The organism is Nocardioides sp. F233 (assembly GCF_057813895.1).
Genome location: NZ_JBVASH010000006.1, coordinates 163,910 through 176,785, shown reverse-complemented (window position 1 = coordinate 176,785; position 12,876 = coordinate 163,910). Strand labels below are relative to the sequence as shown.

12 protein-coding genes are annotated in these 12,876 nt (G+C 68.0%); 10 read left to right on the top strand and 2 right to left on the bottom strand.

Annotation, left to right across the window (positions count from 1 at the left end):
* A complete protein-coding gene (locus tag ACZYRU_RS21715) occupies positions 1 to 492 on the bottom strand; it encodes a CGNR zinc finger domain-containing protein (protein WP_179728662.1) in 492 nt (163 codons plus the stop codon).
* A gap of 244 nt (positions 493 to 736) precedes the next feature.
* Between ACZYRU_RS21715 and ACZYRU_RS21710 the strand changes: the two genes are divergently transcribed.
* From ACZYRU_RS21710 to ACZYRU_RS21680, 7 genes are all read left to right on the top strand, one after another.
* The gene (locus ACZYRU_RS21710; RefSeq protein WP_179728663.1) at positions 737 to 1,897 is read left to right on the top strand and encodes an ABC transporter substrate-binding protein; all 1,161 of its coding nucleotides are present in this window, start codon (positions 737 to 739) and stop codon (positions 1,895 to 1,897) included.
* Positions 1,898 to 1,913: 16 nt separating this feature from the next.
* Positions 1,914 to 2,648, top strand: a complete 735-nt coding sequence (locus ACZYRU_RS21705) for an ABC transporter ATP-binding protein (protein ID WP_488959373.1) — start codon at positions 1,914 to 1,916, stop codon at positions 2,646 to 2,648.
* Entirely contained in the window at positions 2,645 to 3,418 is a 774-nt protein-coding gene (locus ACZYRU_RS21700; RefSeq protein WP_488959176.1) for an ABC transporter ATP-binding protein, read from the top strand. Before ACZYRU_RS21705 ends, ACZYRU_RS21700 begins: the two co-directional genes overlap by 4 nt.
* Complete coding sequence (locus ACZYRU_RS21695; protein WP_488959175.1) at positions 3,411 to 4,280, top strand: branched-chain amino acid ABC transporter permease; 870 nt, start codon at positions 3,411 to 3,413, stop codon at positions 4,278 to 4,280. Before ACZYRU_RS21700 ends, ACZYRU_RS21695 begins: the two co-directional genes overlap by 8 nt.
* A complete protein-coding gene (locus tag ACZYRU_RS21690) occupies positions 4,277 to 5,305 on the top strand; it encodes a branched-chain amino acid ABC transporter permease (RefSeq protein ID WP_488959174.1) in 1,029 nt (342 codons plus the stop codon). Before ACZYRU_RS21695 ends, ACZYRU_RS21690 begins: the two co-directional genes overlap by 4 nt.
* Positions 5,298 to 6,653 (top strand): ArgE/DapE family deacylase, encoded by a 1,356-nt coding sequence (locus ACZYRU_RS21685; protein ID WP_488959173.1) that lies wholly within the window; start codon positions 5,298 to 5,300, stop codon positions 6,651 to 6,653. The genes ACZYRU_RS21690 and ACZYRU_RS21685 overlap by 8 nt, the downstream gene beginning before the upstream one ends.
* A 113-nt stretch (positions 6,654 to 6,766) precedes the next feature.
* Positions 6,767 to 8,212 (top strand): APC family permease, encoded by a 1,446-nt coding sequence (locus ACZYRU_RS21680; protein ID WP_488959172.1) that lies wholly within the window; start codon positions 6,767 to 6,769, stop codon positions 8,210 to 8,212.
* 16 nt (positions 8,213 to 8,228) lie between these two features.
* On the opposite strand, the gene ACZYRU_RS21675 is transcribed toward ACZYRU_RS21680, so the two are convergent.
* Positions 8,229 to 9,065: an SIS domain-containing protein gene (locus tag ACZYRU_RS21675; protein ID WP_179728670.1), complete on the bottom strand. Its 837-nt coding sequence runs from the start codon at positions 9,063 to 9,065 to the stop codon at positions 8,229 to 8,231.
* A 140-nt stretch (positions 9,066 to 9,205) separates the two neighbouring features.
* Between ACZYRU_RS21675 and ACZYRU_RS21670 the strand changes: the two genes are divergently transcribed.
* From ACZYRU_RS21670 to ACZYRU_RS21660, 3 genes are read left to right on the top strand one after another with little or no spacing between them, the layout of a single operon-like run.
* Positions 9,206 to 10,336 carry an amidohydrolase family protein gene (locus ACZYRU_RS21670; protein ID WP_488959171.1) on the top strand — a complete coding sequence of 377 codons (1,131 nt, stop codon included), beginning with the start codon at positions 9,206 to 9,208 and terminating at the stop codon, positions 10,334 to 10,336.
* Positions 10,333 to 11,550: a M20 metallopeptidase family protein gene (locus tag ACZYRU_RS21665; protein ID WP_488959170.1), complete on the top strand. Its 1,218-nt coding sequence runs from the start codon at positions 10,333 to 10,335 to the stop codon at positions 11,548 to 11,550. Before ACZYRU_RS21670 ends, ACZYRU_RS21665 begins: the two co-directional genes overlap by 4 nt.
* Positions 11,547 to 12,875: a type I glutamate--ammonia ligase gene (locus ACZYRU_RS21660; protein ID WP_179728671.1), complete on the top strand. Its 1,329-nt coding sequence runs from the start codon at positions 11,547 to 11,549 to the stop codon at positions 12,873 to 12,875. Before ACZYRU_RS21665 ends, ACZYRU_RS21660 begins: the two co-directional genes overlap by 4 nt.
* The last annotated feature ends 1 nt before the right edge of the window (position 12,876 follow it).

Here is a 12,876-nt window from a genome sequence, read left to right as displayed (position 1 = left end):
TCATTCCTGGCGTCGCCGCTCACGGAAGGCGGCGACGGCATGCCGGTTTCCGCACGCCGTTGAACAGAACCGCCGTGAGCGGTTGCGGCTGGCGTCGAACACGATGCTGTCGCAGGTCGTGTCCGCGCAGTTGGTGAGTCGGTCCTGGTCACCGGCCGCGACGATCAGCAGCAGGGACAGCGCGAACTGGCTGATCGCGTCCGAGGTGCGGCCCCTTCGCCGACTGGTCGCGTGCAGGTGCCAGGAGAGCATGTCGTGCCGGACCAAGGCGACCTGGGCGTCGTGCTCCGCGAGGAGGGCATTGGCCCTCCGGGTCAGATCCACCTCGGAGAGGCTCGCCAGCGCATCCTGCACTGCTGTCCGAAGGGCCGGCGCATCCTCCGCCGTGAGGCCCGCCGGCCCGCCGGCGAGGATCCGACGACGGTCCGTCCGGGGATAGGCGAGCGCGAGTGCCGTCTGCAGGGTCCCGACAGAGCAGCGTGCCTCCCTCATCGGTCAGCACTCCTGGTCTCGGGCGAAGCACCTCATGAACGAAACATTACAGAATGATCTCTTGACATGGAACCTGAAACGCATCTTACTTGTCTCCAACACCGACCACTTTGGAGATGTGATGTCCATCAAGTCCCCGTCGGCCCGCGTAGTCGCGACCGTCACCGCCGCAGTGGCCGCCCTCTCACTCGCGGCCTGTTCGCTCCCGTCCTCGAGCAACGGGGGATCGACGAGCGATGGCTCGGTGAAGCTGGGTCTCCTGGCGCCGCTCACCGGCGCTTCCGCTGCCGACGGCAAGGCGATGCGGCAGGGCGCCGAGCTCGCGGTGAAGGAGCTCAACGCCGGCGGTGGGGTCAATGGCCATGAGATCAGCCTGGAGTCCGCCGACGTCAAGGATCTCAAGGCCGACGCCGTCGCTTCCGCAGTCTCGCGGCTGACCGCTGACCCCGAGGTCGCTGCGGTCATCACGGGCTACGCCAGCACGACGAACTTCGAGATCGACCAGCTCGCCGAAGCCACCATGCCGTACCTGATCGGAGGCGGCAGTGCGCAGACCGCCGAGATCATCGAGAAGGACCCCGAGAAGTACCCGGGCATCTGGTCGACCGCACCGAGCTACGACGCCTACAAGACCGACCTGCCGAACCGGCTCGAGCAGTGGGACGCCGATGGCACCTTCCCGCTGCGCAACAGGACCGTCTACATCGTGTCGAGTGACAACCCCTACTCCAACGACATCGCCGGCGGCCTTGCCACGAACTTCGAGGCCGGGGGCTGGCAGGTCGAGGGGCCCGATGTCGTGCCCTTCGGAGAGGTCAACGACTGGACCCCGCAGATCTCCAAGATCCATGCTGCTGATCCGTCGGTGATCGTCAACCTCGACTACCTGACGGCGAACGCGGTCAAGTTCTTGACCCAGTTCCGGGACAACCCCACCAACGCCCTCCTGTTCTCACAGTACGCGCCCAGCGTGCCGGAGTACAAGAAGCTTGCGGGGGACGCGGCCGACGGGGTCATGTACAACCTCCCGGCAGGCGCGATCCTGTCCAGCAAGTACGCCCCGGCGCAGGACTTCTTGAAGGAGTTCCGGGACGCCTATGGCACCGACCCTGGCCTCTACGGAGTCATGAGCTACGAGCAGGTCATGCTCTGGGCCAAGGCTGTCGAGAGCAGCGGTGGCGATCCGCTCGACAAGGAGGCGGTCGGCGAGGCGATCGGCACCACGGTGATGTCCGGAACCGCGATGGGGACGATTAGGTTCGACCAGCAGACCCACCTCGCCGTCGCCGACGACGAGGACGGCATGCCGCTGCAGTTCTTCGAGATCCAGGACGGCCGTGACACGCTCCTCGGCCCTGCGCAGTGGGCCGACGGCGAGTTCCAGCAGCCCACCTGGTTCAAGTGAGGCACTCGCCGTGACCATGACCATGCATGACCGGGTGCTCCTGAGCGTTCGCGAGGTGAGCCGCTCGTTCGACAGCTACCAGGCAGTCCGCCAGGTCACCTTCGACGTCCACGAGGCCGAGGTGCTGGGGATCGCCGGCCCGAACGGCGCCGGCAAGAGCACGTTGTTCAATCTGCTGAGCGGAGTCCCGTTCAGCGCCAGCGGAGGGCAGATCGAGCTTGACGGCCGGCGCATCGAACGCTTGGCCGGCCACCGGATCTGCCGTCTCGGCCTCCGTCGCACCTTCCAGGCGGATCAGGTCTTCCCCGAGCTCACCGTCTACGAGAACGCGCGCCTCGCGGCCGCGTACCTCCAGGGCGGTCGCGGGGTTCGCCGGGAGGCCATGAAGGTCCTCGAACGCACCGGCCTGCTGGCGCTCGCCGATGTCCGTGCCGGCGACATCAGCGTTCTCGCGAAGAAGAAGCTGATGATCGCGGGCGCGCTGGTGGGCGACGTCCAGGTGCTGTTGCTGGACGAACCGGCCGGCGGCCTCGATGCCCACGACCAGGACGAACTCGCGTCCTTGATCGAGACCCTCAGCTCGACCGGCCTGACCATCGTCGTCATCGAGCACGTCCTGAGCCTGCTGCGACGTGTCGCTGACCGGATGATCGTCATGGTCGCCGGTGAGGTTCTCGTCACCGGGCGCCCCGAGGACGTCCTGGCTGATTCCCGCGTCGTCGAGGCCTATCTCGGAGAGGCAAGCCCATGAGAGCCGGTGCAGGCACTCTCACGATCGACCGGCTCGCCGCCGGCTACGGGAGGCTCCAGGTCGTCAAGGGCATCTCGCTCGAGCTCGGCGCCGGCCGGGCGCTCGCTCTCCTCGGGCCCAACGGTCACGGGAAGACCACGCTCCTGCGCGCGATCACGGGCCTCGGGCCGATCACGTCGGGCACGGTCGAGCTCGACGGGGAGCGCATCGAGAAGCTCACGACTCCCGAGATCGTCGAACGCGGCCTGATGCACGTGCCGCAGGGGGACATGCTCTTCCCCCAGCTGACGGTGAACGAGAGCCTCACCCTGGCCGGCCGGCTCCGCCGGGCACGCGGGCAGCGTGCGACCAATCTCAGCCTCGTGCTGGATCTCTTCCCCCGCGTCGCGGAGCGACGTCACCAGCTCGTAGGAACGATGTCGGGCGGGGAGCGACAGATGCTCGCCATCGGCATGGGCATCATGGCGAACCCCAGCGTCCTCATCCTCGACGAGCCGACGCTCGGTCTCGCCCCGAAGGTCCGCCACGAGATCCTCACCAGACTGCTCGACGTCCGGCAGGCCGGACTCTCCCTGCTCGTCGCCGACGGCGACGTCGACTTCCTGTTCGGGCTCGCAGACGAGTGGCACGTGATCGAGCTCGGGCGCATCGTCGGGAGCGGGACGACGGAGAACAGGCCGACACACGAACAGATGATGGCCATGTACGTCGGAGCGTCGAGCACTCCGTCCGGCGGCCCCGATACGACGACGGAGGTGTCGCATGTCTGAGGGTCTCGTCTCGATCCTGGCGTCGGCTTTGCTTCTCGGCTCGATGTACGCACTCCTCACCGCGGGAATGTCGCTCATCTGGTCCACGCTCCAGGTCTTCAACTACGCCCACGGCGCGACCCTGGTCATCGGTGGGTACCTGATCTGGAGCCTCACCGAGCATGGCGTTCCGGTCCTGCTCGCGACGGTCCTCGCAACGATCGCCATGGCCGGGGCGGGTGCGCTCGTGGAGCTGGTCGCCGTACGGCCGCTCGCATCCCGCCCGGACGGGACCCTGATGGTCATGGTGGCCACGCTCGCGCTGGCGAGTGCGTCCGAAGGGATCGCGCAGATCGTGTGGGGCCCTCAGAACAAGCAGCTGCCCGCCCTCACGACCGCGACCTTCGACGTCGCCGGTGTCGCCGTCCGGTGGACCACGGTCGTGGCCCTCCTCATGGCCGTCGGCCTGGTCGGCACGCTGATCGCCGTCGTCAACCGGACCGGATGGGGGGCGAGCATTCGGGCGGTCGCCCAGAACCGCGACATGGCGATGCTCCTCGGGATCAGGCCCGGTCGCATCTACATGTCGGTCTTCGCCGTGGCAGCCGGGCTCGCGACGGCCGGTGCCCTCGTCTTCGCGACCACCACGACACTCACCCCGACGAAGGGAAGCGGCCCCCTGCTGACCGCGTTCGTCGTGCTGGTCTTCGGAGGCACCGCGTCCTTGGTCGGAACCCTGGTCGGCGCCTACGTGATCGGCCTCCTCGAGGCGTCGACCAGCTACTGGATCGGCCTGCAGTGGAGCCCGGTCGCCGTGTTCGCCCTGCTCGTGGTCGTCATGCTGGTACGTCCCGAGGGACTCGTGAGGAGGCGCGCGTCATGACCAACCTCCGACTCCTCCTGAGGTGGGGCGGCTATGTCGCTCTCGCCCTCGCCGTGCCGTACGTCGTCCTCGCGCCGACCAGCCGGCTGGTCGTCTCCACCGCCCTCATCTACGCACTGCTCGCCGCGAGCTGGAACCTCACCCTGGGGTTCGGCGGGATCTTCAACTTCGCCCACGTCGGCATGTTCGGGGTCGGGGGCTACGCGATGGCCATCGCGTCCCTCAAGTGGGAGTGGACCACCGTGCCGGCCGTCGGGTTCGCCGTCCTGTGCGGGGCGGCCATCGGTGCCCTGGCCTATCTGCCCGTGGTCAGGATGCGAGGGATCTACATCGCGCTGATCACCTTCGTGCTCGTCCAGATCTGCTACCACCTGGTTCTCGCCCTGCCCGACCTCACCGGAGGATCGAACGGGCTGCCCGGAGTGCCGGCGATGACGCTGGTCGGCCACAACCTGGCGATGAACGACGGTCTGGGCTACCTGTGGTTGCTCGGGCTCTCCGTCGCAGTGATGCTGATCATCCTCGAGCTGATCATGTCGAGCCCGTTCGGGCAGAGCCTCGTCGCACTGCGCGACAACGAGCAGCTGGCCTGCAGCCGCGGCGTCAACCGCATCCGGCAGCAGCTCATCGCGTTCGTCATCTCCGGCGCGATGGCAGGCTTCACGGGTGCGATGTACGTCAGCTACTACCGGGTCGCCGACGTGAGCCTGTTCAGCTTCACCTTCGTCACCCTCGGCCTGAGCATGATCTTCCTCGGCGGGACCAAGCAGACCTGGGGCCCGGTCGTCGGGGCGATCGTCGTGACCCTGGTCGACAACCAGCTCGCGGCCCTCGACGCATGGCGGCCGGTCATCTTCGCCCTGGCCACGATAGCCGTCCTCGTGTTCGCGCCCGGCGGGATCAGCGCGACCCTGGTGCGCGTCACCGAGGCTGCTCGTCGCCTGAGCAAGACCGCCGTCGCACCCGGTCGGCGGCAGTCCACCAACGAGACCAGCACGTCGCGAAGGAGTATCGAGAATGTCTGACGACCAGCTCAAGAAGGCGGTGCTCGACGCCGTCGACGCGCTTACGCCCAGGCTCGTCCAGTCGGTTTCGGACGCGGTGAGGATCCCGTCGGTGAACCCCAAGTACCCCGGCCAGGACTACGACCGGCTGGTCGGCGCCGAGTCCGACGTCAGCGCGTTGGTCGCCGATCTCTACCGTGAGGCCGGCGCCGAGACCGAGATGGTGACCGCCGAACGGCGGCGCGACAATGCCTGCGGCCGGATCCGGGGTACGGGTGGTGGACGGACTCTCGTCCTCAACGGGCACGTCGACGTCGTCCCCGCTCTCCAGCCCGACCTGTGGACGGGGCCCACGTTCTCGGGACAGATCACCGACGACGCCGTTCTCGGGCGTGGAGCGACGGACATGAAGGGGGGCACCGTCGCGGCTGCCTACGCTGCCTTGGCCCTGGCCAAGGCAGACGTCAGGCTCCGGGGTGACCTGATCCTGCAGGCCGTCGTCGGCGAGGAGGTCGGTGACCACGAGGCGGGGACCAGCGCCGTGCTGGATGCCGGCTACGGCGGGGACGCCGTCCTCGTGTGCGAGCCCACCAACGCGACCGACGGACCACCCCATCTGAGCACCAGCGCTCCGGGTCTGCTCTGGTTCTCCCTGACCCTCAAGGGCAGGACCGCTCACGTCGGGTGGCGGGGGCGGACCATTCATCCGACCCTCGACGGAGCAGCGCTCGGCGTCAACACCATCGACAAGTACTGGGTCATCTATCAGGCCCTGCGCGATCTGGAGAACATGTGGGCGGAGCGGGATCGCCATCCCCTGTTCGCCCCGGGACACTTCTGCATCATGCCGGGGGTCCTGAACGCGAACCCGAAGGGAATCGACGTCCCCTTCTTCCTGGCCGACACGCTGACGGTCGACTACTGCGTCCTGCATCACCCGGATCGCAGCAATGGCGAGGTACGCGCGGAGATCGAGGAAACGGTTCGTCAGGCATGTCGCCGCGACGTGTGGCTGCGCGAGAACGAACCGGAGTTCGACTGGAAGCTCGACTGGCCGGCGTACACGACACCATCGGGCCACGGCCTCGAGGCATCCGTCTCCTCCGCGCACGCCGAGATCCTCGGGGGCGTGGAAGTCGGAGCGGGACCGACGAAGTCAGGAATGTTCGGGGTCTGCGACATCACCTGGACCGCGGCCCAGGGAATCGATGGCGTGATCTACGGACCCGGCGTGGGGAAGACCGCTCACGCCGAGGACGAGTACGTGCCGATCCACCAGCTCGTCACCGCGGTGAAGACCTATGCGCTCACCGCACTCGACTACTGCGGGGTCGCCGACTCCGCCGAATCCGCCGACGCTCCGCAGTAGCCGGAGCCGGGCAGCGACACGCCCCGGTCCGCCAGTCCCTCCACCGCTCCAGCGTTCCGTCCGCGACGACTCGTCGCGGACGGAACGGGGGCGCCCGAAACAGGAGCATCGCCATGACGAAGCCGTCTGCCGCCGGGAACGACAACACCGTGCGATCCGGGCTCCACCGCAACCTGTCCGTGTGGGCCGCGCTGGGGCTCTCCGTGGCGCTCCTCGGACCAAGCATGGCCGTGAACATCAACCCCCAAGCGCCCGCCGGCCTCGTCGGATCGGCAGTCCCGCTCGTCTTCGTGTTCGCGATGGTCGGGGTCCTCGTCGTCGCGCACTCCTTCGCGCGGCTCTCCCAGTACATCTCGAGCGCCGGCTCCGTCTACGGGTTCATCGGCGCCACGGTCGGCCCGCGAACCGGGTTCGTGGGAGGTTGGCTCCTGCTCGGAACCTACATCGCCTTCGCGGCATGCACGGCCGCCGGAGCCGCGCTGTTCCTCGGAGGCCTCGTCGACTCGCTCATCGATCCGGTCCTTCCGTGGGAGGTCGTCGGCGGGGTCGTCGTGACCGCGGTGGGCTTCCTCGCGACTCGTCCGGCGAAGGCAGCGACCACGGTCCTTCTGGTCGTCGAGTTCGTCACCATCGCCCTGATGCTCGTCGTCGCAGTCGTCGTCCTGGTCAGGGTCAGCGGCGGAGGCGGGCCGGTCGGCGGGTCCAGCTTCTCTCAGCTCCTCACGCTTCCCGACGGCGTCGGGGGCTCTGCGCTCTTCGCCGCGATGACGTTCGGGTTCCTCTCGTTCGCGGGTTTCGAAGCGGCCTCGACGCTCGGCGAGGAGACCGAGGACCCGCGCCGCTCGATTCCGATCGCGTTGGTCGGGTCGGTGCTCCTTGCGGGAGCCTTCTTCGTGATCGTCACCAGCGCGGAGGTGCTCGGCTTCGGAACCAGCGCAGCCGGCACCGAGGCGCTCGTCTCGTCGTCGTCACTGGTCGGCGACCTGGCGCGCGACTACATCGGTGGCCCCATCGGAGACCTGGTCACGCTCGGCGCGGGTCTCAGCGCCTTCGGCTCGTGCCTCGCCTGCACGGTCGGCGCATCACGGCTGCTCCTCGCGATGGGCCGTGACGGCTTCATCAGCACCAAGCTCGGTGACACGGACAGCAACGGGGTACCCCGACGTTCCGTGCTGGCCACCGTCGCTGTGCTCCTGGTGCTGGCCGTCCTGATGCGCACGTTCGCCACCGACGACGTGGTCGACATCTTCTTCTGGACCGCGACCGTCGGCTCGCTGTTCCTCCTGGTCGCGTACCTGTTGTCCCTGGTCGGTGCCGCGCGCTTCATCGTCACCAGTCGAGCGCACACCATCCCCGCGATCGAAGGTCTCCTTCCCTTCGGGGGCATCGCGATGATCGGCTACGTGCTGTACCGGAACGTCTGGCCGATCCCGGCCCGCCCCTACGACCTCTTCCCCTACATCGTCGCGGTCTGGGCGTTCGTCGGCCTCATGGTCGCGTCCGCCACTCCGGGCCTTGCCCGTCGAATCGGAGAACGTCTCGTGCTCGAGGACCACTGATGCAAGGAGCCGCACCCTAGTGGTCGCCCTCCAGGTCCTGGAGACGCTTGAGGCCGGTCTCGCCGAGTCTCTCGGTCACGCCGGTGATGACGCTCTCGGTGAGGGCCATCGCCGCGACGAGGGAGTCGAAGGGCGAGGCGGACTCGACTCGGCACGGGAGGACGACCTTCGCCGACTGCGCGGCCGGGGACAGCCAGTTGTCGGTCATCAGGCAGACGGTCGCGCCGCGCTCGGCCGCGGCCTCGGCGAAGGCGGCGAGACTCTCGTCGTAGCGCCGGTAGTCGAAGATCACCACCACGCTCGAGCTCGTGAGGTCCGCAAGGGTGGTCCTGTGCCCCATGGCGTCGGGGAGGGTCATGTTGACCCGTGGCCGCAGGAGCCGGAGGTGCAGGACCAGGTACTCGGCCAGGAGCCGGCTGAAGCGACCGCCGACGACCCAGACCTCGGCGGCGCTCTTGCTCAACAGCTCGACCACGCGGTCGAACTCGGACTGGGGGACCTCGTCGTACGTCAGCTCGATCATGTCGGCGAAAGCGTGCTGGGTGCGCGTCAGTGCGCCCGACGTCGGCTCCATCGCCTTGGTCGAGAACTGGCGCACGGGCGAGCCCATCTCGGCATTCACCTCGTGGATGAGCGCCCGTTGGAACGCCGGGTAGCCGGCATAGCCCAGCTTCGCGACGAACCGGACGACGGTGGGAGCGCTGACGCCGGCCGCTTCGGCCAGGGAGGCCACCGTGTTCAGTCCGGCGGCCGGGTACTGCGCCAGCAGGGAGCGCGCGACCTTCTTCTCGCTGTTCGAGAGGTCGTCCATCGAGTCCATCAGCGACTTGCGCACGGACCTGTAGTCATCCACCTGAATCACGCCGCCTTCGGGAGTTCTTGCCGGGGGCCTTGCGAACCACATGTTACAGAGTTACGCTTCTGACAAGAACTGAAACAAACATTACAGTCCGGCCCGAGGTCCTCTTCGGCCATCCAACGCAAGGTAGCGCAGTGACCATTCAGCTCGCCGAGTACGTGAGCCACCTCGGGCTCATCGATCACCACTGTCACGGGGTGACGTCCGCCAACCTCTCCTCGGGGCAGTTCGAGGCGCTCGCCACGGAGTCGTCCTGGCGCTCTCCCTTCGGCGGGTCGAACTTCGACACCCCCTTCGGCGTCGCTGTGCGTGCGCTCTGCGCGCCGGAGCTCGGACTCGAGGCCCACTGCACGGGCGAGCAGTACATGGAGCGTCGCATCGCCCTCGGCCCGGATGCGGTCAACCAGACGCTCCTGCGCGGGACCGGCATCGAGCGCTACGTCGTGGAGACCGGGGTGGGCGCGCACATGCTCGGACCGAAGGAGGTCGCCGATGCCGCCGGTGCCGAGTTCGGTGAGATCGACCGGCTCGAGGCTCTCGCCGAAGATGAGCTTGCCCTGGCCGAGAACGGCGAGGACTTCGTCGCTCGCATGGTGGAGCGGATCGGCGCCAGCGCGGCGCGATCACTCGGCTTCAAGTCCATCGTCGCGTACCGCTGCGGGCTCGACTTCGACCCCGACCAGCCCACCCGCGACGAGGTGAGGGACGCAGCCGACCGCCTCCTGCGTGCCAGGACGTCCGAGGAGCCGGTCCGGCTCGAGGATCCGGTCGTCATCCGGTTCCTGATCTGGGAGGCGGTGCGCCACGGGTGTCCTCTCCAGTTCCATGTCGGCTACGGCGACTCGGACATCGACCTGCACCGGTGCGACCCGAGCAAGATGACCGAGTTCATCCGCAGGACGGTCGACACCGGAGCCAGCATCATGCTGCTGCACTGCTACCCGTTCCAGCGGGAGGCGGCCTTCCTCGCCCAGGTCTACCCGCACGTCTACCTCGACACCGGTGCGGCCGTGAACTACACCGGGTTCGGCTCCCACGCGATCATCCGCGAGTCCCTGGAGCTGGCCCCGTTCAACAAGGTGATGTTCTCCACGGACGCGTACGGGCTGCCCGAGCTCTACTACTGCGGGAGTCACCTGTGGCGACGCGGCGTCGCAAGGGTGTTCGGCGACTGGGTGGCCGACGACGAGATGAGCCTCGACGACGCAAAGCGATATCTGGACATGATCGCCGTCGGCAACGCCGCGAAGGTGTACGGCAGGTGATCACGCCAGTGGCGGCCGGTCGCCGTCCCTTCGACCACGAGATCCGGGCGGGTCTCGGCGATGCCCAAGCCCTACGCCGAGAGCTTCACCGGACCCCGCGGACCGGAGGGGACGAGGAGCCGATCGCCCGGCTGCTCGCGACCCGGCTCGGACGCGCCGAGGCGCCGAGCATCGCGGGTGGACGGATCCTTCGCTTCGGGCCGGCGGACGGTCCTGCCGTCGCGCTGCGCGCGGAGCTCGACGCACTCCCGATCGATGAGGAGACCGGCGTGCGCTGGGCCTCTCGCAACGGAGCCATGCACGCGTGCGGGCACGACGTACACATGGCGGCTCTCGCCCTGGCCGTCGGCTGCCTGCGCAAGACGATGCCCGACGTACCGGTGGTCGCCCTTCTCCAGCCTCGCGAGGAGACCTATCCGTGCGGCGCGCCCGATCTCCTGGGCTCGGACGAGTGGGCGGGCGCGAACATCGGCGCCGTCGTCGGGGGACACCTCCAGCCCCGACTCCCGGCCGGCGTCGTCTCGGCCGCACCGGGCGCGGTGAACGCGGCGTCCGACGAGTTCGAGCTGACCGTCCACGGAGTCGGTGGGCACGCCGCCTATCCGCACACGGTCGAGGACCCGGTGGTCGCGGCAGCGGCGATCGTCGGCGCGATGCAGCACATCGTGTCTCGGCGGACGGACCCGATGCAGCCGGCGGTGGTCAGCATCGGCTCCGTTCGAGGTGGTCAGGCGGCCAACATCATCCCCAACGACGTTCGGATCCTCGGCACTGTCCGCACCTTCGACTCTGCGCAGCGCGAGGACGTGAAGTCGCACCTCGAGGCGATCGGTCGCAACGTGGCCGCTGGCTACGGATGCACGACGACGCTGCGCATCGTCTCCGGAGAGCCGGTGCTGACCAACTCGCCGGACATCGTGCATCGTCTGCGACCCAACATCCGCGAGCAGGGGATGAGCCTCGGAGAGGACCTCAGGTCGTGCGGTGCCGATGACTTCGCCTACTACAGCGACGCCGTCGCTTCCGTGATGGTCTTCGTGGGGACCGGCGACGGAACGTCGAGCTCCCCCGGCCTGCACAGCCCCAGGTTCCTGCCGCCCGAGAGCGCCGTCGAAGACGTCGCCCGGGTGCTTCTCGCCGGATTCTCGGCGGCGAACGACCACCTGAGAGCAGACATGAGTTCGAGATCACTTTCCGAAGGGAGTGTCACATGAGCGACCACCAGGCCACCGGTGACGGACAGAGCCTCCTGCTCAACCTCGTCGACAACTCAGGGGTGACTCGCGCGAAGCTGCTTCCGGCGTCGCGCATCGCCGCGGTGAGCGAGAGGGGAGTCGGCCTGTCGACCGCCTTCGCATACATGTGCGTCGACGACCACCTCGCTCCCATCCCAGGTGGAGTCGCGGTCGGGGACATGCGACTCGTACCTGCGGCTGATGCTCGACGGATGCTCGCCGCGGGTCTCGACTGGGCCCCGGTCGATCAGCTCGACCAGGAGACGCTCGACCCGGTGCCGACCTGCGCCCGATCGGCGGCGAAGCGTCTCGTCGCCGCCGCGAAGGACGCCGGGTACGTGTACCGGATGGCGTTCGAGTTCGAGTTCACGCTCTACAAGGAGAACGCCGACGGCTCACTCGAACTCGCCCACACCGGACCAGGCTACGGCGTGGGTCCCTTCCTCCGCCTGGAGCCGATGATCCGCGACCTCGAACAGAGCCTGATCATCGCGGGGATCGAGGTGGAGCAGATCCACCCCGAGTACGGCAACGGGCAGATCGAGGTCTCCATAGCGCCGGCGGACCCGGTTCGAGCGGCCGACAACGCCGTCCTGTGTCGCGTCATCGTCGCCCGGACCGCACTCGCGCACGGCTATCGAGCCTCGTTCGCGCCGATCACCAGCGTCGAGGGCATCGGCAACGGGGCCCACCTCCATGCGTCCGCCTTCAAGGACGGTCGCAACGTCTTCAGCGGCGGCGACCGGGAGTGCGGCATGACCGATGACGGTCTCGCCATGGTGTCGCGCCTCGCCCAGCTCCTCCCGGACACCATCGGTCTCTACGCTCCGAGCGTCCTCAGCAACGAGCGACTTCGGCCCGGCATGTGGAGTGGTGCCTGGGTGTGCTGGGGTCACGAGAACCGCGAGGCCGGAGTCCGGTTCGTGCAGGGAACCGGGGGTCACGGCCAGTCATCGGCGAATTGCGAGGTCAAGGTGATCGACCCGGCGGCCAACCCCTACCTCGTGGTCGCCGCCGTCGTGGCGATCACGCAGGACGCCCTTGCCCATCCGTACGACATCCTGCCCGAGATCCATGTCGATCCGGCGGTCATGACCGACGACGAGCGAGCCCGGAACAAGGTCGGCAGGCTCCCGGGCAGTCTCGCCGACGCGCTCGACCTTCTCGAGAAGAACCAGACTCTGCGCGCCGCGCTGGGAGCCGAGCTGCTCGACTCGTTCGTTGCCGTGCACAGGCACGAGGACGAGGAACACGGCTCGAAGGACCTGGAAGCACGCATCGACCTCCTCCGCTGGAAGTACTGAC